Source organism: Citrobacter sp. Cf072, from assembly GCF_030334485.1.
GTDB classification, from domain to species: domain Bacteria; phylum Pseudomonadota; class Gammaproteobacteria; order Enterobacterales; family Enterobacteriaceae; genus Citrobacter; species Citrobacter freundii.
In genome coordinates, this window is the sequence record NZ_JAOWDX010000045.1 from 933,341 (window position 1) to 953,309 (window position 19,969).

Genomic DNA, 19,969 nt, shown 5'->3' on the forward strand with positions numbered 1-19,969 from the left:
TAGGGATTCTCGATGGCTGGCTGGCTAAAGTAAAATCACTTGTACCGATCGATGTTTGAATCATGATAGGTAAAGGCTATCATAAATGGTTTATCGATCTGTAATAACGATCAATAATTTCTTGACTAAACACAAATTTATTACTAGAGAATGGAGTGTGGTTACGAAAGGTGTTTACAACTAGCTGTCTATAAACGAATTTTTCTTTCGGGTTTCAGATGATGTGTTGAATAGACTTCTGAGAAGTTTGTAGGAACCTTGTGGAGGATGCTCCTTCCATATTTTCTGAGAAGCTCTATGAGCCGTTGTAAAAAGGGAATCCAGCCGGTGAGCCTGAGATGCTTTTGCTGTTTGACTGCATTCTTTTGAAGAATCTTTTCTACGATTTCGTTCCGTTTGTCTTCTCTGAGCCGTAGTTCCAGTTCTGCAATTTTTTTACCGATACTTTCCTTTCTCTCAGCGGTTTTCAAAACTGTTGCAGGAGCAGGAGCAGGAGCAGGAGCAGGAGCAGGAGCAGGAGCAGGAGCAGGAGCAGGAGCAGGAGCAGGAGCAGGAGCAGGAACAGGAACAGGAACAGGAACAGGAAGAGCTTCCTTCGTCTGTATACCCTTTCGCAGAAATTCTAAGTGGTCGGGGTTGTAGTTAAGTTGCTTTTGAAGATTTGCCCAAGAGTAACCCTTGCCTAACTGTGAAGCCTTGAAAGCTATATCGCGGTATTCGAATGAGAAGCCGTTCATCTTACCGGTAGAGGCAATGTTAGCCGTCCAGCCGACTTCTGCTTCTTCCAGCCTCTTGATCAAAGTTAAAAGGTCAGGTTTATCAGTCAAACTTTTATCAAGTATTTGTTGTAGAGCTTCTTTAGGGGAGGGAAGGCCAGTCCGTTCTGAAAGCATCTGTTCATTACGGGAAACTTTTATTCGCTTCTGTTGCTTTGGTGTAATGGAAGGTGCTGCCTTGGTCACTGTCAGACCGTGAGCGATTTCGAGTTCACTAATGATCCGTGTGCTTATAAGATTTTCGTTCCTACCCAAGTAGAGCTTCCCACCGGCCATGTCGATCCTGCTGGCAATGATGTGTATATGCTGGCCATCGTCGTCATGAAGCACATAGCAACGGAGATGAGTATCACTGAACCCTATCCTCTTCATGTAGTCGTCAGCTATGGTTACCCATTGGTCATTTGATAATGTTTCTCCATCAGGCAATCGTAGCGAGTTGTGCCAAACTGGTTTTGCGACATCCTGGCGAAGATGCTTGGTGCTATCGAATTCTGCGATCAGTTCACAGGCTGAATCACCTAACATGTTCCCGCCAATGACGATTGGATCACTTTTATGATGTGAACCTGGCTTCAATGCATATTGGACCACACCAGCAAAGTTCTTACCCCTCTTGATCTTCCGCATACCCTTCATAGGGTTTGCTCCATATGTCAGCATTTAGCAGGTGCTGGCGAAGCTCTTCCAATTGTCGCTTCACAGCGAAAAGCTCTGTATGAGTAAGCTGGCTATCTTTACTCTTACTATCGATATGAAGAGCGATACGGTTTAGCTTCTGATTGATCTCACCCAGAGTCTTCCATGTTTCGATGTTTACAGGAGGTACATTCATGGGGAGCTTCTGCAAGGAAGCCATACGTAACCATTCGCCTTTAGATGTAGAACCTCGTTTTGTGTTGAGTAATTGAAGTTCCGAGTTATTAAGACGGACACTAACACAATGCGTTCTAAGAGTTTGTGTTATTAGGTCAGGCAGTTTTGAAGATTGCTTTATTACAGGCATATTGTTTTTGGGAATGCGTTGCACCGATAGTTGTTTTTCCATATGAACTCCTTTTCATATCTGGAATTGAATGTTCAATTATAAAATTATTATTATTTCAATTCTTTGTCAATATTATGTCGGTATTTATTGTTAATGGGATAATGCTAAGGAGTGAATAAAATATTGATAGTAGGTGGTTGATGAAAGAATTGGGAAATAGGCTCTCTTAATAGAGGGAAGTCTTGTAAGTACCTTCCCTCATTCAAGCCTCTAATCACTAAATAAAACCATATGATGCTATTAAATCTACGGAAAACCTAATATTTCCCAGTAGTCTATATATCAAATAATAAAATTTATTGATCCCTAAATCGACCATGTTTATCTGTAGGTTTTCTATTTCTTTCTCTATGAATGTTTATCTCATATTCTTTATTTTTTGCCCAGGCAATTGCTTGCTGCTGTGTATCGCACTCATAAAGAAGTTTCTCTGTTTTTTCTTCTTCAACTGCATGGTGTATGCCTGGTGTCCATCCAGAAGGATTTTTGACCTTGACGATATCAACTTTTTTAGCCATTTATGTAACCCTTAAGTTAAATTTGTTTGTTTTCTCGCATAGGGCGAAACATCAGTATTTATGAATATATTTTAAAACACTATTGTGATATAGATCGCAAAAGTGTTATGCCTTATTAATAATTATATAATGCTAATAAGATGTTGACTTTGTGTTGGGCTTTTTTTATCAATGCAAAGGCAGAAAGAACTGTTCTAAAATGGATGAGTAAAGGAGATGGTTAATAACTATCCAACTGTGAGGATAAGGAGTCGATCATTATGAGTAAGCTATTGAGCATTGTTTTACTTGCTACGGTGACCATTTCTGATTACAGCTACGCCGGACAGGGTGATGTTGGTGGTAAGGGCGATGCTGGTACCTCGACCAACTCGAATGGTGGTGATTGTCTTCCGTGAAGAAATGGCCAGTCAGGAATGAACGATTGTACTGGCGGAACTTCTCCGCCACCTTATGGAGGATACTATCTGCTTGGAACAAAAGAACAATGCAATTCTGCACATAAACGTGCTGATTGAATAATGATTTGTATGTTTCTCTTCTACCATCCGCGTAGGGTTTGTGCCAAAGACGGAGTTCTACTTAAGTCTAGAAGTTCTCATGCCGAGGCCAAATTTTGGCAACTACTACACTTTCTGGCGGTGTGTTCTCCGCGACCGACTGTGTATACTGGCTTATAGTGCGGTGAATCATGACAGATTCTGTGCTCATTGCAAAAAAGAACCCGATAAAGGCTCTTATCTTATATCGGTTGCATAGCGCAAAAATCTGTAAGAATCCTGATACCGACCTTTGATCTACAGTTTTAGTTTAATGAGGATATAACTTAATGACTAACAGCCAATTCAAAGAGTTTTTACGTGATTATGCGAATATCGTTGATAAGGCATGGAATCCTACTGATGCTCAGTTAGATATGATTCGCAATGCCATAGACAGAAAGATAAAGGCAGGTGAGAGGGTAAGCTCTTCTGAACTACAAAGCATTGTTATGCGTATTTGTGGTTCAATTAGGGTTATGGTTACAAGTAGTGTTGACAATAGCGATCTTAATGCACTTTTAACATCAGCAATGAAGAAAAGTTAAAAATGGATGACTTAGAAGAGTTATTATCTAAAAGCAAAGATGATTATATGGATGCAATCTCTGCTTTTAATAAAAACCAAAATAAAGATAGCCTTATATCATGCATGCGAAAAGGAGCAAAATACTTTAACAAAGCAGAGAAAGCTGTTTCTCAGAGTAAAATTGATGGTAAACACAATGATGGCTTGTGGGTTACAGATTTAGCTGAGTCCTGCGAGGTGATTCTAGGATCATATTTAAAGCATATAAAGTTTTTAGAATTCCATAATGATTTGATTGATGGTGCGTACAGCAAACCAACTGATCACGCATGTTCAAACATGCAGAGAATGGTAAAAAAGTATAGTACGAAAAATGTTAGCGACAAGCTAAGAGCTGATTTTTTAGCCGCAAAATTGCCTACAAAGGGGTTTGACGTGGAAGAGGCTGAAGATAAAAATAAGATGGATGTTTACCTCCCAGTTGGGGTAGGCATTTTCCTCATGATCATATCTTTGATTATGGCGATGATAATAAAAAACCCAAGTCCTACGCAATTTTTTATAATAAGGGGAGTTTTTGCATTGTCTTGTGCAGCCGTTGGCTCCTGCATACCTGGGTGGTTAAAAGTAAATATAAATGGATACGTGAAGGCAGGGGGAGCAATTGCACTTATATTAATTTTTTGGTTCTTTAACCCCCCGGCTATAATTATGAGTTGATATTTTCTTATAAGATAGGAGTGTCTACTTATATCAAGAACTACCTAGGGAGAGCCTAGACTAGCCCTCCCTTTACTTTTAAGCCTTCTAATAAATCGAATTTCTAGCGTATGTGAATATCAATAGTTTTAGTCGCCGAAAAATCAGCTAAGAACTGCAAGTCTTTTTTTCAGGAGTATCAGCGATGGATTATGTGGATAGCGAATTAAAACCTGTGACAGAGAGCGTAAAAGAGAAATTTATAGATTTAGAATACCATCTTCGTAACCTTAATGAGCACGGGGAGGTGCTGCTGCTTTATCGAGGAGAAGAACTGCATAATATAAAAAAACGCTTGTTAAAAAAAACTCCCACTAACAAAGAAAACGAAACTTATGAGCGTGCTTTTTACTTCGGTGACAAAGCTAGGCATTTTTCGGTCGATGTATTTACACCGGGGCGTAATTATCTTACCGATCTCAACGATCATTCAGAGCAAACCTTCGCGTTTATTCATGCTCGAATCTGTAATATTCTTAAAGAACCCAAGCTATCGACCAGAGTCGAAAAATGTACAGATGATAGATTCCGGAAATATTTTCTGAGATCAGGCTCTGATATTGATTTCTTGAGAAAAAGTAATACTTGTTATACCGATAAAACAAAAGTTAATGTCCGCGATTATTATTTGTACTTTCTTCATGTCGCAGGTTCTCCCGGTATTCGCAAGGAAACAATGCTGGTCTCAACATCAAAAGATAAATCCATTGCATTGCAATTTTCTGAGCGCACAAAGAAGGAAAAGGTGATCTTTCATTACTTTATTCCTGCACCATTCCAGGATTATGCTATCGGTCCATGGGAAATTGAACACCATGCAAAAATAATTTATGCGACGGGACTTCCCGCTTATTTACCGAAAGGATTGTATCCGGAACAGAATGAAATTGCTGTTAAAGGTGCGCTGTTCCCACACTTCCTATTAGGAATAGAGTTGGTTGGGGAAAATAAATTTATAATAAATTCTAACTTTACTAAAATGAATAACATGAATGACATCAGATCCATTGCCCAGCATGGATTTAATATAGATCAAACAGATTTTGAAAAAACGATATTTGATACTGGATATATACGCTATGGTGAAACCGATGGCAACGGGGCATTTAGCTCTTATAATGTCTAAAAATTTTCGTAAGTAAAAATGCTTTTCAACGACATTTCAGAACCTTGATAGCTAAAGTAATTTTAATCTTCAAATTTCAGATGAGTATATAGTCAACGACAAAAGGTCTAATATTTACTCATCTCTCATAACAGAGCAGTACTCACAATGTATTACTTGACCGGGTCTACTCCGTGTGTGCATGAAGATTAGGCAGAGAATTTTTCTTTTTCAATCATAGAGCAGAAAAAGCAAGGCAACTCAGAGAAGCGGAGCTTCTCTGAGTTAGCCCTTGCTTTATTATTTTTGTGGGTTATTGAAATGAAACTATTGACATAATTATATGATGCGCTATTAAAGTACAAGGATGAATAGGAGAACATTTATGATTAGTGATGAAGTCTTGAAAGTTATATTTATTTCTGTCGGTGTTATTATGTCTTTAATATGGCCATTTTTGGTATATTATAAAGTAACGGAAAATAATGAAACTATTGATAAAGATTGTGAAAAATAATAAATCCAATTAAAGAGATAATAACGGCTATTCCTAGTTGGATTGATAATCTTGCAGCAAAGTTATTGTATTTCTTTCTGGATATTAGGTTGTCGTATACAATTGTCCCGGTATGTGCTCCACATACTAGGGTGAAAAGAAAAACTCCGAGCACTATAAGCCACCAAGAATATTTATGTGCTGCGATATTAGGGTACGCAATACAAGAAAAGGCAACAATTGAAGATAGAAATGTAATAGGATTCATTTTTTTAGAAGACATGTTTAGCACCTTTTAATATGATTCATATAAATGACTTACACACGTCCCACAAACTTTTCGTCCAATTTCAGCAATTTTTCCCCTCGCTTCCTGCTCAGTAGCACATGTGAAAAGGTTTCCTTTGCTTTCTGTATTATCCATTTTTTTGCATATGGATTTCAAAGAGGAATTACATTTACGAGGTGAAGAATCTTTAGTCATGCTTCCCTCGAAAAGGTGAAGCTCTCCTGAGTCCTTATGTTCTTTTAAAGTGTAAGCTTGCATCTGTATCCCCTTTTAAACGCAATACTGCCTTTCCTTTTGTATCGCATAAAAGATGCCAAAACGCAAGAGTTGTTGTATTATTAGTCAATGAGATAAATCTGTTTTATTGAAAATTATTTCAATGATCATTATTGCTGAAGGATATTATGTTGAGAGACAAGCTTTTACAAGACCAAAAGTTTTCCTCTAAACTGGCATGGTCCAAGCATCCCCATATTATATATGATATATCCCATACCTCGGTAATTACATAACAACATAGTATTTTTTTTTGTTTTTTTGGAGAGGAATAATAATTACTGATTTTTATTCTTACTAAATTCTTAGAGGTCATTTTATGAGCGTTCTGAAAATAAGGTCAGTAAAAAGTTATAGTGACGAGAAAAATATTGAAATAGATCTAACGAAAAGAATAAACTTAGTATATGGACAGAATGGTTCGGGTAAATCAACAATATCAGGATATTTTTATAAACCTGAGGATGAAGCATATGGTAGTTGCTCTTTTAGTGATACAGATAAATACAGGTATATTGTCTACAATAGCCAGTTCGTAGAGGATTCATTCTATAACAAATCAGAACAACCTGGAATATTCACTTTAAGTCAAGAAAATAAAGAGGTAATGGAAGCTCTTGCTCTTAATGAAAAAGAATTGTCTAAACTAAAAAAAGATATTATCCGTATCGATAGTGATCTCGAAAAAAAAGATAAGATGATACAAAAAGTTGTAAGCGAATACCAAACGAAAGTATGGGATAAAACTTCACATATCAGAAAGAAAGACGGTGGGTTAGGAGATTTAATGGCTGGCTACTTGCAAAAAACAAGCCTCTTCCAGCGTCTTAGTCAACAGGTAGAAATGGAAGAAATAGATACCGCAAATTTAATTTCTGATTATATAAAATTAAAATCAAATAAAAATGTATCTTATCAATCATTGATCATTCCAGCACTTCCATATTTTTCAGATGATCAAGTGGGTATGTTATCTACATCATTGATACCTTCAGGAAATAGTTATCTGTCAATGGTCATTGATAGGCTTGGAAATTCAGATTGGATAAGGACTGGATTATCATATATAGATGATGACAAATGCCCGTTTTGTCAAAAAAATACTATTGATGATTCATTCAGGGAAGAAGTGAGAAAAATATTTGATGATGCTTATGACAAAATGATCTTAAGATTAAAAGAATTGCAATCTTCTTATAAAAAAATGATTGATGAGTTTACTGGTGGCATACAATCTACTGTAATGTCGTCCAGTTATATCACCGATAAGGATGAGTTCAACGAGGGACTTGAACAGGCTAATCTTATCTTTGAGGCTAACTTAAGATTTATACAAGAAAAAATAGATAAGCCATCTTTGAATGTCGAGGTTATAAATGATAATCCGAGTGCTAATATTCTTGTTGAAAAAATGAAGCAATATAATGATGAGATTAATACCATAAACACAAAGGTAGAGAATTATGATAATAGTATAGATGAACTTAAGTCCTGTGTTTGGAAATCTCTACGAAATATCTGTAATGACCTCATTGACTCTCAAAACAAACAAATTAAAGAGCTAAGTTTAGAGAGAGAAGATATTATCTCAAGGAAAGATAAAATCCAAAATGAAATAGAAGTGTTAAATGCATCATCGATAGATCTAAAAAAACAAACTTCCAATATAGATGAAACTGTTGAGAAAATTAATCATACGTTAACTTCGCTCGGAATCTCGCATTTCAAAATTAAAAAAAATGCAGATACAAATTTTTTCCAAATATGTAGGGATAATGGGGTTGTCAGTAATATTTATAGAACTCTTAGTGAAGGTGAGAAAACATTAATTACATTTTTGTATTTTCTTGAGTTATGTGATGGACGGTTAGATGACGATAATGAAAGTAATAAAGAAAAATTAATTGTCATTGATGATCCTATTTCAAGCTTATCGCATGATTATATATATGAAATATCTTCACTCATTCATCATCGTATAGTTAGAAAAATTGAAAATAATAAGTTAGTTGTTCTTACTCATAATTTATTTTTCTTCCAAGAACTAATTAAAGTTGCTCCAAGTAAGAAAGAACACTTTGAAAAAAAATACCAGCTATATAGGGTGATTAAAGATCAGTATAGCGATGTATTAACAATTGGTCGTGATGATATAAAGAATGAATATGAAGCGCTTTGGATGATCTTGAAAGATGTTAAACAAGGTAAAATTAGTTCAGTTGTTTTGCCGAACATCATGAGAAACATCCTTGAATATTATTTCTCATTCTCTTGTAAAATGGAAAAACTTAGCGAAGAACTTGATAAATTAGTTAGTTCTGAAAAAGACATTAATTATAAAACTTTCTATCGTTACATTAACAGGGGATCACATTCAGATTCCATTAATATAAGTTACTTAGGGCAAATATCTGCCAATAAATATTTAGAGATGTTTGAAGGGATATTTAAGAAGACTAAGGATGAACAACATTTCAATAAGATGTTAGGTATTGAGATAGACGAAGTAGCTTAGTTACCACTGAGGCAGCTCTGAATTAGCTGCGGGGTAGGGAGCGCAGATGTTGACACACTGTCTCCCATTGCCCATTGCGGAAGCGGTCGTATTGGCGAACCAACACTACTTTTTCACGTAACATGGCCTTTACTCCATCTCTTCTCAGTAAACTACTGATAGCCTTCACACCCCATGTGCAAAGCAAGCATACTATGGGAGTCTGTCAGCAGGAAAGAGTGCCTCAGTGGCAGGGACATATTAAAGGGTTTTCTTGTAAAATCAATCAACAATTTTTTGATCGCTATTACTTATTTAGCTGAAAATATATTAGAGAAAGCCTCACTTAAAGGTTAAAAAAGTGATTTGGATCATAGTAAAAAAATTTTTATTGAGCTAAGTGTAGTTGTTTTATAACAAACAGATAAATCAATTTGGAGAAAGGTATGTCCCTGAATTTTTTAGATTTAGATGATAAGACAAGACTGCATATGACATTAGAAATTCAGTATGATAAGGAACATAACAATTTTTACTATAGTAATTATTTATCAGAATATGGTAAATCCTTATGGCCTGCATTGTTAGAAGAAGCAGTTAAATACGATGATGCATGGTTGGAGAATGAGATCCGAACCAGAGGACTGCTTGCACAATTTTATACAAAAAGGAAACCGAAAAGCACTGAGTTGATGCAGGCACGAGTGCCAATAACAGCAGCCCAAACCTTAGCTGAAGGAGAATTCAGCAGACTCTATGCAAGGGGATTATGTGCAGCCGTTGTTTCAGAAGGCGGTAGCATTGTGGAAGTATATCGGGCCAGAGCATCTACTAACCCTCGACCAGAATCGGTAGCTATCATTGGTAAGCAATTATCCGCTCAGGCAGTTTTGAATGATTTGCGTTCAAATCCTGGTGTAGATAGTGCCTTAGGTGTTCCTCCAGGTCCGAATTCAGGCATCTCTCTCAAAAGAGTTAAGTAAATAATAAATTAAGGGAGGGGGAAACCTTCCCTTTTTTAAAATTTGTATTATTTAATTAATTATTTTTTTGGGAGGGGGAACTGCTAACCAATATTGATGGTTTTTTTATTTTTGTTTTAACCTCCTAAGTTTCATGCTTTCAAAAGAAAATAATAATAAAGTTGTGCTGTATATAAAGCCAGAATTTATTAATAATTTTAAATTTAATGCTTCGGGATTCCTACCCAGAAAATGCAAAGCATAAACTAAGTATACTGCTAATGCGGCCGTTCCAATTGTTGGAGCTATATCGCCTTGATCATACGGTTCCAGATTTGCGTTGAACTTAAAAATTAGCCATTCAAATCCCTAGGTTATGAATACTCCTATTGTCATTGCAGCCAGTAATGTTGCAATATTTTCAGCGGTGGGATTTTGTAATGCAGATTTATTTTGAAAAAACTCGCATAGCGATAATCCTAAAAATATAAAATAAAGTGGTCTGGAACTTATTCTTTCGAAAATCTTAAATAGTGTTTCCATATTTTTTACCTCCGTTATGACATAAATGGTGGGACGATTTAGGCGGCAATAGCTTTTAGCTTTTGAGCCTGAACATAGTCACTCCACCACTGCATGAGAACTACTCGTTCTGCGAGATACTCCGCGCGATTATATGCGGCAATTATTTCATCTTTTTTCGAGTGGGCAAGTGCCGCTTCTAAGACATCTGTCCTGAACTTTCCCGACTCCTCTGCGGCCGTTCGTGCAATAGATCTCATTCCATGGGCTACAAGCTCTCCACCAAAGCCCATACGGATTATGGCCGCATTCGCTGTTTGTTCATGCATATGATTGAGTGGAGCTTTGATACTGGGGAAAACCCACTCTCTGTGCCCACTGATGGCTTTCATTGAATCCAATACTCGCAAAGCTTCTTTACTTAATGGGACCTTATGTGGCTTCTTCATTTTCATAAAATCGGATGGTATGTTCCACATGCCGGTTTCTATATCAATATCTGACCATCTTGTGCGAACAGCTTCACCAGGGCGAACCCATGTGAGAAGTTGCCACTCAATCAGTAGCCTTGTTTCTAAACGGATAGAAGCATTGTTTAGAGCAACCAGGAAGCGGGGGAGTTCGGAAGGGGGTAATGCTGGCATATTCTGTTTTTTAGGCTTACTGAACCGTTGCCCCAGGTTGTCAGCCGGATTAAATTCGATAAGTTCCTCAGTTGCTGCATAACGGAAAATTTCATTTAATCGGGAAATGATTCGCCGTAAAGTTTCGAGGACTCCTCGTTGCTCAATAGGGTCAAGATGTTGCTTTAAGAGTTTAGGTCGGATCTCATTGATAGGAACATTACCCAAGCCGGGAAAGATATTTCTCTCCAGGCTTCGCCAGATATCTTTTGCATGGTCTTGTGAGATACCTGATGTCTTTACCTTCTCATCTAACCATTTCCTTGCCACGGCTTGGAGAGTGTGTTCAGTAGCATTCTTTAAGGCATTAGCTTTATCGTTGTTATGGATTTGAGGATCAATGCCATTGGCAAGCAAGGAAAGGTATTCATCTCGTAGGGCTCTGGCTCTTGCCAGTGTAAGGTGAGGATATGTTCCTAAGCTCACCTTAGTTCGCTTTTTGGTCACCGGCACTGCATACCTGAAATACCAATTCTTCTTCCCTCCTTTCGAGAGGGGGGCGATTCGTAGGATCAAACCATCACCGTCAAACAAGTTGATTTCTTTGTCGGCTGGCTTGGTGCTTTTGATTTCAGTGTCAGTGAGCTTCTTAGCGATTTTTGCCATTTTGGGACCCTCGGTTTTTGGACCCTTCGTTGTGGGTCCCATTCAGGGTGCCATAAGTGATAGTTCTCAGCAATTCTCACTGGACGACAATAGACATGAAAAAGCCCGCAGAGCTTGTGCTGTGCGGGCTTAGTAGACTTCATTGTACTTCAAACAACTAAAAAGTGGTGGAGCTGGCGGGAGTTGAACCCGCGTCCGAAATTCCTACATACCATTTTTGTTACAGCGAAAACAATGATTTGTGTTTAAAAACAATGGATTAGTGTTATATGGTGTTTGACCGTTTTATCTATTTTTAATGCTCTGCCGCCAAAATGTCGCCATCATCAATCGCGTCTCAGCTGGGGTAAGCGAGACATCCTGGCGGGTTGATAAGCTGAAGTGATCAAGAACTGAGAATACCTGAACCAATTCTCTAGAATCCCTTCACCATATATCAAAATTTTATCTTCTATAGGGAAGTACAAGTTTACCACTTCATTTCTGCAAGTATCCAAGAAGGCGTAAGTTATCTCTTCTAAGGATTGCAGTGATTCGTACAGAGTGCCAAAATCATAAAATGGTGAATAAACTTGGTATTTATTATAACTATCATTTATTACAAATGACTTTTTATAATGAAATCCACCTAAACATAAAAGCTTACAAGTTTTTTCATAAATAATCATAACTCCTACAAATATTCTCATCTTTGTCGTGCAAAGTTCCTCTGTAGGATGTATTTGATTTTCACTCTCGGATAATTGTTTAAGTCTTGCGTTGATTTCTACCCAATATTTGTGTAAATCAATAACAAATTGCTCATTAATATCTAATTGTTGAGAGTCATCAGGCGTAGATTGTGGGTATGCTTTTCTATATAGTTCTTGTGGATGTTTTATAGAGTGTTGGTAGATTGCTTCGGCTTGAGCTTCCTGAACTGGGTAGTAGCTGCCTATTCTTTTCCCTTCAATTTTCTTATATAAATCAAGATGAAATTTCATGTGGTTGTAATATAAATCTACTCTGTTTTTTCTTTCTGCCTCTGAGATCTGTTTTTCTGTTTGTTTGGTTCTGTGCAGGTTGTTTACTATTGAAACTAAAGGTACTGCAGATGCAAGGATGAGTAATGGTAATTTCGAGATATCTAAAAATCTCTCATAACCGTGACTTGTAAGACTAAAAGAGTGTATTTTATCTATCCAGACAAAAGAACCAAAGTATAGGCTGGTGAATAAAGGTAGGCCTATTGCAGCCCAGAACAAGGGTTGTTGGAACAAGCTTCTATGATCGAGAACATAAAGTCGATATTTTATAAATAAGAATATACAACCTAATAAAACGGATAGGTACATAAGTGTGCTAATGCTTTTTTCCATTATCAGTGTCCCAACATAGCCAGTGGATTTTTTGTTACAGCATCTTCTAAATGGTCTGGCGAAAAATGAGCATAAACCATCGTCATTTTTATATCAGAGTGACCAAGAATATCGCGTAGTACTAATATGTTTCCGCCATTCATCATGAAGTGACTGGCGAATGTATGGCGCAACACGTGTGTGCACTGGCCTTCAGGCAGGTCTAAACCGGCTCGTTTTACTGCACGCTCAAAAGCTTTTCTGCATGGCGTGAATAACTTTCCTCTGTTCTTGGGGAGTTCGTTATACAGATCCTGAGATATCGGAACGGTACGGTTTTTCTTGCCTTTGGTTTTGGTATAGGTGATTCGGTATTTAGATAACTGATGGCCCTGCAGGTTTTCGGCTTCACTCCAGCGGGCGCCGGTAGCTAAGCAGATTTTTGCAATCATGAGCAGGCTGGGATTTTCTGAATCGGCGCAGGCGTCCAACAGGCGTTTAATTTCTTCCGGTGCCAAGAATGCCAGTTCACCTTCTGCGATCTTAAATGTTGGAAGCCCGGCGAGCGGATTGGGCGCTGACCAGTGCCCCAGCTTTTTCAATGTGCCGAAAACCGATGATAGGTTGCGTTGTTCAAGGTTGACCGTGCGGGGCTTAACTGGTGACATAAACGCGCCATCCTCATTTCGCACTTCACCTTTTAAGCGTGCTTCACGGTACTTCGTAAAGTCACCGGCTGTCAGCTCTGAGGCGATGGGATCGCCCAGCCCATTACAGATAATTTTAAGTTTCGCCATCAGGCGTTTGGGATCTGCAAGTGTCTGCCCGTAGAGTGAGTGCCATTGCTCAATTACTTCTGACAAGTGCCGCCGATCTTCCTTCTCACCCAGCCAAGGTTTTTTGTTTACTTCATCCATGGTGAAGTTTTCGAATGCTACGGCCTCGCCTTTCGTCGCAAATTGTTTGCGCACGCGCTTACCGTCGCGCCCGTTCGGGTAGCACTCGCACAACCATTTTCCGTTTGGCTGTTTTCTAATAGTCATAAGTTAGAGGCTCTTGATTACTTTGACTGCTCGTCCTACGACTTCCACATCATCTACAGAACATTCAAATGAAGTGTCATCTTGGTGAACTACTATTTTGTTTCCGGGTATACGCGCAATTTTGACGATGTTTTTCATACCGTCGATGTCTATGAGCCAAATTCCGTTACTAAGCTGTTTTGCTGATGTGTCAACGATGTAATTGCCGTCGTTAGCTTTGACGTACAAACAGTATTCGGCTTTTCCGGGTATCAAACTCTGATCAAGGAAAACATCTTCCAGCTCTTCGAGCGTTCCGTTCTCAATGGTTGCCTGCCGTACTGATGGGATAACAATCTTTGAAAGGGGGCGAACTGTAGGTGAACTCTCGTTTTTGAACTTATTTTTTTCTTCTGTTTGGGGATACATTTCCCCTTGGCCCGTTGTCAGCCAAAGCAGAGAAATACCTGTTTCAAGGGCACATTGAATAACCCAGTCAGCGGGAAAGCTATCACGTAACATCCTGTTTGCCATGGTACTTTTTGATGCTTCGAGATGGTCAACTAACGCTATTTGAGTGTTGAAACCATAGGCGGTCATCAGCCTTTTGATGGTCTCCCTTCCTCCCGTATTTGCACCTGTATTGATCTTCAAGATGAACTCTCCATTTGACAATCCAATAATGGGATCGTATTTTTGTGTTCAACTTCTAATGTGAGAGTTTAGAAGTTGGGGTTAAACATCATAAAACGCACTAAAACCAAGAGATACTGCACTATGAGCACAGATATTTCAATTCGTGTACCAAAAGAGATGGCTACGCCTGCAGAGTTCGCTGAATGGGAAGGTATCTCCCGTGGCTCTGTTTACCAGAAAATTCACCATGGTCAGCTTGCTAAGTACATGGTCAAGAAAGAAAAAAACAAAGGTCGCGTAAGCCTGCGTTACCTGATGTACAAAACCGACCAGGTTCGTGAATCCCTCGGTCATTCCAACTTTCGCGTCATTGTTGGTCAGTAAGTTCGATTATGAGAACTTTCTAAGGGGCTTGCATGTTTGATTATCGCGTTTCCAAACATCCACACTTTGACGAAGCCTGCCGGGCTTTCGCACTGCGTCACAACATGGTGAAGCTGGCAGAACGTGCAGGAATGAATGTCCAGACGCTGCGCAATAAGCTGAACCCGGAGCAACCGCATCAACTTACGCCGCCGGAGATCTGGCTGCTGACTGATATCACAGAAGACTCAACGCTGGTTGATGGTTTTCTGGCTCAAATCCATTGCCTGCCGTGCGTGCCATTGAATGAAGTGGCAAAAGAGAATCTGCCACATTACGTCATGAGTGCAACTGCGGAGATTGGGCGTGTAGCTGCAAGCGCAGTATCCGGTGATGTGAAAACCAGTGCAGGCCGCCGCGATGTGATCAATAGCATCAACTCTGTTACGCGCCTTATGGCACTCACTGCAGTTTCATTGCATGCGCGTTTGCAGGCTAATCCGGCGATGGCAAGCGCGGTAGATACTGTGACGGGCCTAGGCGCTTCGTTCGGTCTGATCTGAGGTGGCTATGCTGACTAAAGAACCATCTTTTGCATCACTGCTCGTTAAGCAAAGTCATGCAATGCACTGCGGTCATGGCTGGATTATGGGGAAGGATGGCAAGCGCTGGCATCCATGCCGCTCTCAGGATGCGCTGCTGGAAGAACTGTCGACTAAAAAGCAGGGGAAACCATGGCTATTGAAGGCGATGCTGCGACTGTTCCGCTAAGCGCTGGCCTCCGCCTTAATGGGTTAAACCACATCGCGGAATTAAGGGCGAAAGTGTTTGGCTTAAATATTGATTCAGAACTGGAGCGCTTTATTAGCGATATGCGGGACCAACGGGATATTAACCATGAGCAGAATAAACGCGCACTAGCCGCAATATTCTTTATGGCAAAGATTCCGGCGGAACGTCATAGCGTCAATGTTAGTGGGCTGACGACTGACGAAAAGCGGGAGCTGATTAAAGCAATGAACCATTTCCGTACAGTGGTGAGTTTATTTCCAAATCGGCTAGCCATGCCGAATTAACCAACAACCGAAATTAAAGGCGTAAACCCGCCGGGCTTCTTATTGCCCAAATTCAGGAGAAACAACAATGCGAAATATTGAAACCCGTATCACCAAAACAGGACCAGATGATGCTGGCCTTAACCAGATGCTGACGGATGCACGCATGGAAGAACGCCGGGCACGTGCCGCGGCAATGGCAGCCCGTCTTGAGAGCCTAGCTTGCCATATCACGTCACGTCAGCTTAACCACGTTGAAGCGGCGGAGCTGTTGCGTATTGCGGCTGAAAACATTCAGAACGAAGCGCAGGAGATCCACTGATGGCTGATTCAATGGACCTTGTACAGCAACGCGTTGAAGAAGAACGTCAGCGCCACATCCACACCGCCCGCAACAGAACACCGGGCGTTTCCCGTGTGCTCTGCATTGATTGCGATGCACCGATCCCGCCAGCACGTCGCCGAGCCATTCCGGGCGTGCAGTGCTGTGTCACTTGTCAGGAGATTGCGGAGCTGAAAGGCAAACATTACGTAGGGGGTGCTGTATGAGCACTATCCTGAAATGGGCGGGAAATAAAACCGCCATCATGCCGGAACTGATTAAGCACCTTCCTGCTGGCCCGCGACTGGTTGAACCTTTCGCGGGTTCCTGCGCTGTAATGATGGCGACAGACTATCCTCATTATCTTGTCGCGGATATTAATCCAGACCTGATTAATCTCTATCAGGTGATTAAGAATGATGTTGAATACTTCATCAATGAGGGCAGATATCTTTTTGAAGCCCGTAATGATCCAGAGGCATATTATAAGACGAGACAGGAGTTTAACTTGCGCCATGGTGGCGCAATTGAACGCGCATTGTATTTCTTATATTTAAATCGCCATGGTTATCGCGGACTGTGTCGCTATAATTTGGACGGTTATTTTAATGTTCCTTACGGTAATTATAAAAAGCCGTACTTCCCTGAAAACGAAATACGCGCATTTGCAGAAAAAGCAAAACGCGCAACGTTTATCTGCGCCAGCTATGACGAGACACTGGCACTGCTGCAAACGGGTGATGTGGTTTATTGCGATCCACCATATGACGGCACGTTTAACGGATATCACACCGCTGGTTTTACAGAGGATGATCAGTACCATCTGGCGTCTATTCTTGAACGCCGGTCATCAGAAGGTCATCCGATTATCGTGTCCAACAGCGATACGTCTCTGACCCGTTCGCTTTATCGTGATTTTACTCGCCATCGTATAACCGCTAAGCGCAGCATGGGCGTGGCTGCCGGTGATAGTAAAACTGCAGTAGAAATCATCGCCACAAAATCAGCATGCTGGTTTGGTGTTGATTTGGCATCTGGTCCTGATATCTCGGTGGAAGCTGAGGTGCGGGCGTGGCAGTGAGTAAATTCACATTACATCATGCACAAACCACCGGCGGCTCGAATGAGGCCGCCGTGGCCTTTCCATGGAATACCCCAAAACAAGCGGTTAACCCGTATCTGGACCCGGCGGAAGTTGCGCCGGAGTCTGCGCTTTCAAACCTCATCACTCTGTATGCTGCGGATAACGAGCAGGAGTATCTGCGCCATGAGGCGTTGAGTGATGAGGTTTGGGAACGCTATTTCTTTAATGAATCCCGTGATCCTGTCCAGCGTGAAATTGAGCAGGATCGGCTGATTAGCCATGCCAAAATGGCCCGCGAACAGCAGCGCGTTAATCCAGATTTGGTGATTATTGCCGATGTAAGCGCCATGCCTGCCCATATCAGCAAGCCTCTGCTGGAGCGGATTAAATACTTCCATAGCCTGGGCAGGGCTAAAGCTTATTCCCGCTATCTGCGCGAAACAATCAGGCCTTGTCTTGAGCGGCTGGAGCGTGTACGTGACAGCCAGGTGTCTGCGTCTTTCCGGTTCATGGCGAGCCAAGACGGGCTGGACGGGCTGCTGGTACTGCCTGAAATGAATCAGGAGCAGGTCAAGCGCCTTTCCACGCTGGTTGCGGCACATATGAGCATGTGTCTTGATGCGACCTGCGGTGATCTGTTTGTCAGTGACGATGTTAAACCAGAAGAAATCCGCCAGGCATGGGAAAGGGTTGCTGCAGAAGCCATGCGCCTTGAGGTCATCCCGCCTGCCTTTGAGAAGTTGCGCCGCAAAAAGCGTCGCCGCAAGCCGGTGCCTTATGAACTGATCCCACCGTCGCTGGCGCGCATGCTGTGTGCGGACTGGTGGTATCGCAAATTGTGGCAGATGCGCTGCGAGTGGCGGGAGGAGCAGCTGCGTGCCGTCTGCCTGGTCAACAAGAAAGCGTCCCCGTATGTCAGCTATGAAGCGGTGATCCATAAACGCGAGCAGCGCCGCAAATCGCTGGAGTTCTTCCGCTCGCATGAGCTGGTCAACGAAGACGGCGACACGCTGGACATGGAAGACGTGGTGAACGCCAGCAACAGCAACCCGGCACACCGCCGTAATGAAATGATGGCCTGTGTTAAGGGACTGGAGCTGATCGCGGAAATGCGCGGAGACTGCGCGGTGTTTTATACCATCACCTGCCCGTCACGCTTCCACGCAACCCTCAACAACGGCAGACCTAATCCGAAGTGGACCAGTGCCACTGTCCGGCAGAGCAGTGACTACCTGGTTGATACGTTCGCCGCTTTCCGCAAGGCAATGCACAAGGCCGGGTTGCGCTGGTATGGCGTTCGCGTTGCAGAGCCGCACCATGACGGCACCGTGCACTGGCATCTTCTGTGCTTCATGCGCAAAAAAGACCGCCGTTCCATCACCGCACTGCTGCGTAAGTTTGCCATCCGTGAAGACCGCGAGGAGCTGGGCACCAATACCGGGCCGCGCTTCAAGTCCGAGCTAATCAATCCGCGCAAGGGAACGCCGACCAGCTATATCGCCAAATACATCAGTAAGAACATCGACGGGCGTGGGCTGGCTAAAGAAATCAGCAAAGAAACCGGTAGATCACTGCGTGACAGCGCCGAGCATGTCAGCGCCTGGGCGTCACTGCACCGTGTCCAGCAATTTCGTTTCTTTGGTATTCCTGGGCGTCAGGCATACCGCGAGTTGCGCTTGCTGGCAGGTCAGGCGGCGAGAGTACAGGGCGAACGCAAAGCGGGTGCGCCGGTACTGGATAATCCACGTCTGGATGCGGTACTGGCGGCGGCTGATGCGGGCTGCTTTGCCACCTACATTATGAAGCAGGGCGGTGTACTGGTTCCCCGCAAACATCACCTTGTCCGCACGGCTTATGAGCTTAACGACGAACCGAGCGCCTACGGCGATCACGGTATCCGTATCTATGGTATCTGGTCCCCGATTGTAGAGGGCAAGATTTGCACGCACGCGATGAAGTGGAAAAAGGTTCGTAAGGCCGTTGACGTTCAGGAGGCGGCAGCCGACAAGGGCGCTTGCGCCCCTTGGACTCGTGGCAATAACTGTCCCCCTGTTGAAAATCTGAACAAATCAGGGGGTGATTTACCCGATATTAAAACCATGGATGAGAAGGAGCTGCAGGAATATCTCCACAACATGGGCCAGAAGGAACGGCGGGAGCTGACAGCCAGGTTGAGACTGGTAAAACCGAAGCGGAAAAAAGCATACATACAGAGTATTTCGGAGCAGCAGCGCCTGCAGCTTGAGGCAGAACTGACTGCCAGAGGGTTTGAAGGTAGTGCATCTGAGATTGATTTGCTTCTGCGTGGTGGCAGCATTCCATCCGGTGCCGGTTTACGTATTTTTTACCGTAACCAGAGGCTGCAGGAAGATGACAAATGGCGTCAATGGTACTAAGGCTGCTGTTTAACATTTCGTGCTTTATTGACCGACATCAGTACATCCAATTAACTGACAAAAAAGAGTTTTACATTTTTTCTTTCCTACTATACTGTTTATATAAACAGTGGGTATATATACAGTAGTTGTGTATCCGTGTAATGATAGGA

The 19,969-nt window shown here is 41.8% G+C and carries 21 protein-coding genes and 1 other RNA gene; 14 read left to right on the plus strand and 8 right to left on the minus strand.

Going from position 1 to position 19,969, the window contains the following annotated elements:
• Positions 1-188: 188 nt before the first annotated feature.
• From OGX66_RS16780 to OGX66_RS16790, 3 genes are all read right to left on the minus strand, one after another.
• Positions 189-1,415: a relaxase/mobilization nuclease domain-containing protein gene (locus OGX66_RS16780; protein ID WP_286511853.1), complete on the minus strand. Its 1,227-nt coding sequence runs from the start codon at positions 1,413-1,415 to the stop codon at positions 189-191.
• Positions 1,384-1,782 (minus strand): hypothetical protein, encoded by a 399-nt coding sequence (locus OGX66_RS16785; protein ID WP_286511952.1) that lies wholly within the window; start codon positions 1,780-1,782, stop codon positions 1,384-1,386. The genes OGX66_RS16780 and OGX66_RS16785 overlap by 32 nt, the downstream gene beginning before the upstream one ends.
• Positions 1,783-2,120: 338 nt before the next feature.
• On the minus strand, positions 2,121-2,342 hold the full coding sequence (locus tag OGX66_RS16790; protein WP_158700101.1) for a hypothetical protein: 222 nt from the start codon (positions 2,340-2,342) through the stop codon (positions 2,121-2,123).
• A 260-nt stretch (positions 2,343-2,602) separates the two neighbouring features.
• Between OGX66_RS16790 and OGX66_RS16795 the strand changes: the two genes are divergently transcribed.
• From OGX66_RS16795 to OGX66_RS16820, 6 genes are all read left to right on the plus strand, one after another.
• Positions 2,603-2,740: a hypothetical protein gene (locus OGX66_RS16795; RefSeq protein WP_286511857.1), complete on the plus strand. Its 138-nt coding sequence runs from the start codon at positions 2,603-2,605 to the stop codon at positions 2,738-2,740.
• 431 nt (positions 2,741-3,171) lie between these two features.
• On the plus strand, positions 3,172-3,429 hold the full coding sequence (locus OGX66_RS16800; RefSeq protein WP_105744343.1) for a hypothetical protein: 258 nt from the start codon (positions 3,172-3,174) through the stop codon (positions 3,427-3,429).
• A 2-nt stretch (positions 3,430-3,431) separates the two neighbouring features.
• Positions 3,432-4,130 carry a hypothetical protein gene (locus OGX66_RS16805; protein ID WP_105744345.1) on the plus strand — a complete coding sequence of 233 codons (699 nt, stop codon included), beginning with the start codon at positions 3,432-3,434 and terminating at the stop codon, positions 4,128-4,130.
• 184 nt (positions 4,131-4,314) lie between these two features.
• A complete protein-coding gene (locus tag OGX66_RS16810) occupies positions 4,315-5,295 on the plus strand; it encodes a hypothetical protein (protein WP_286511862.1) in 981 nt (326 codons plus the stop codon).
• A 1,359-nt stretch (positions 5,296-6,654) separates the two neighbouring features.
• Positions 6,655-8,850, plus strand: coding sequence for an AAA family ATPase (locus tag OGX66_RS16815; protein ID WP_286511864.1), 2,196 nt, complete (start codon positions 6,655-6,657; stop codon positions 8,848-8,850).
• Positions 8,851-9,275: 425 nt separating this feature from the next.
• Positions 9,276-9,812 carry a hypothetical protein gene (locus OGX66_RS16820; protein ID WP_124791568.1) on the plus strand — a complete coding sequence of 179 codons (537 nt, stop codon included), beginning with the start codon at positions 9,276-9,278 and terminating at the stop codon, positions 9,810-9,812.
• A gap of 560 nt (positions 9,813-10,372) precedes the next feature.
• Here the strand turns inward: OGX66_RS16820 and OGX66_RS16825 are convergent.
• From OGX66_RS16825 to OGX66_RS16840, 5 genes are all read right to left on the minus strand, one after another.
• Positions 10,373-11,602, minus strand: coding sequence for an integrase domain-containing protein (locus tag OGX66_RS16825; RefSeq protein ID WP_286511867.1), 1,230 nt, complete (start codon positions 11,600-11,602; stop codon positions 10,373-10,375).
• Between the two features lie 165 nt (positions 11,603-11,767).
• Positions 11,768-11,944: a transfer-messenger RNA gene (gene ssrA, locus OGX66_RS24625) on the minus strand.
• Positions 11,929-12,960, minus strand: coding sequence for a hypothetical protein (locus tag OGX66_RS16830; RefSeq protein ID WP_286511869.1), 1,032 nt, complete (start codon positions 12,958-12,960; stop codon positions 11,929-11,931). The genes ssrA and OGX66_RS16830 overlap by 16 nt, the downstream gene beginning before the upstream one ends.
• 2 nt (positions 12,961-12,962) lie before the next feature.
• Complete coding sequence (locus OGX66_RS16835) at positions 12,963-13,982, minus strand: site-specific integrase (RefSeq protein WP_286511871.1); 1,020 nt, start codon at positions 13,980-13,982, stop codon at positions 12,963-12,965.
• Positions 13,983-13,985: 3 nt separating this feature from the next.
• Complete coding sequence (locus OGX66_RS16840) at positions 13,986-14,615, minus strand: phage repressor protein CI (RefSeq protein ID WP_286511873.1); 630 nt, start codon at positions 14,613-14,615, stop codon at positions 13,986-13,988.
• Positions 14,616-14,738: 123 nt separating this feature from the next.
• On the opposite strand from OGX66_RS16840, the gene OGX66_RS16845 reads away from it, so the two are divergent.
• The 8 genes from OGX66_RS16845 to OGX66_RS16880 all read left to right on the plus strand — a co-directional run bounded on the left by OGX66_RS16845 (position 14,739) and on the right by OGX66_RS16880 (position 19,817).
• A complete protein-coding gene (locus OGX66_RS16845) occupies positions 14,739-14,981 on the plus strand; it encodes a Rha family transcriptional regulator (protein ID WP_000102106.1) in 243 nt (80 codons plus the stop codon).
• Positions 14,982-15,013: 32 nt separating this feature from the next.
• Positions 15,014-15,523 (plus strand): phage regulatory CII family protein, encoded by a 510-nt coding sequence (locus tag OGX66_RS16850; RefSeq protein ID WP_286511875.1) that lies wholly within the window; start codon positions 15,014-15,016, stop codon positions 15,521-15,523.
• 7 nt (positions 15,524-15,530) lie between these two features.
• Entirely contained in the window at positions 15,531-15,731 is a 201-nt protein-coding gene (locus tag OGX66_RS16855) for a phage filamentation protein Fil family protein (RefSeq protein WP_286511877.1), read from the plus strand.
• Positions 15,695-16,036 (plus strand): DUF5347 family protein, encoded by a 342-nt coding sequence (locus OGX66_RS16860; RefSeq protein WP_137378411.1) that lies wholly within the window; start codon positions 15,695-15,697, stop codon positions 16,034-16,036. Before OGX66_RS16855 ends, OGX66_RS16860 begins: the two co-directional genes overlap by 37 nt.
• Before the next feature lie 67 nt (positions 16,037-16,103).
• Positions 16,104-16,337 carry a DUF2732 family protein gene (locus OGX66_RS16865; protein WP_286511880.1) on the plus strand — a complete coding sequence of 78 codons (234 nt, stop codon included), beginning with the start codon at positions 16,104-16,106 and terminating at the stop codon, positions 16,335-16,337.
• The gene (locus OGX66_RS16870) at positions 16,337-16,564 is read left to right on the plus strand and encodes a TraR/DksA family transcriptional regulator (protein ID WP_016150819.1); all 228 of its coding nucleotides are present in this window, start codon (positions 16,337-16,339) and stop codon (positions 16,562-16,564) included. Before OGX66_RS16865 ends, OGX66_RS16870 begins: the two co-directional genes overlap by 1 nt.
• Complete coding sequence (locus tag OGX66_RS16875) at positions 16,561-17,418, plus strand: DNA adenine methylase (protein WP_286511882.1); 858 nt, start codon at positions 16,561-16,563, stop codon at positions 17,416-17,418. Before OGX66_RS16870 ends, OGX66_RS16875 begins: the two co-directional genes overlap by 4 nt.
• Positions 17,409-19,817 carry a replication endonuclease gene (locus tag OGX66_RS16880; protein WP_286511884.1) on the plus strand — a complete coding sequence of 803 codons (2,409 nt, stop codon included), beginning with the start codon at positions 17,409-17,411 and terminating at the stop codon, positions 19,815-19,817. The genes OGX66_RS16875 and OGX66_RS16880 overlap by 10 nt, the downstream gene beginning before the upstream one ends.
• Positions 19,818-19,969: the final 152 nt, after the last annotated feature.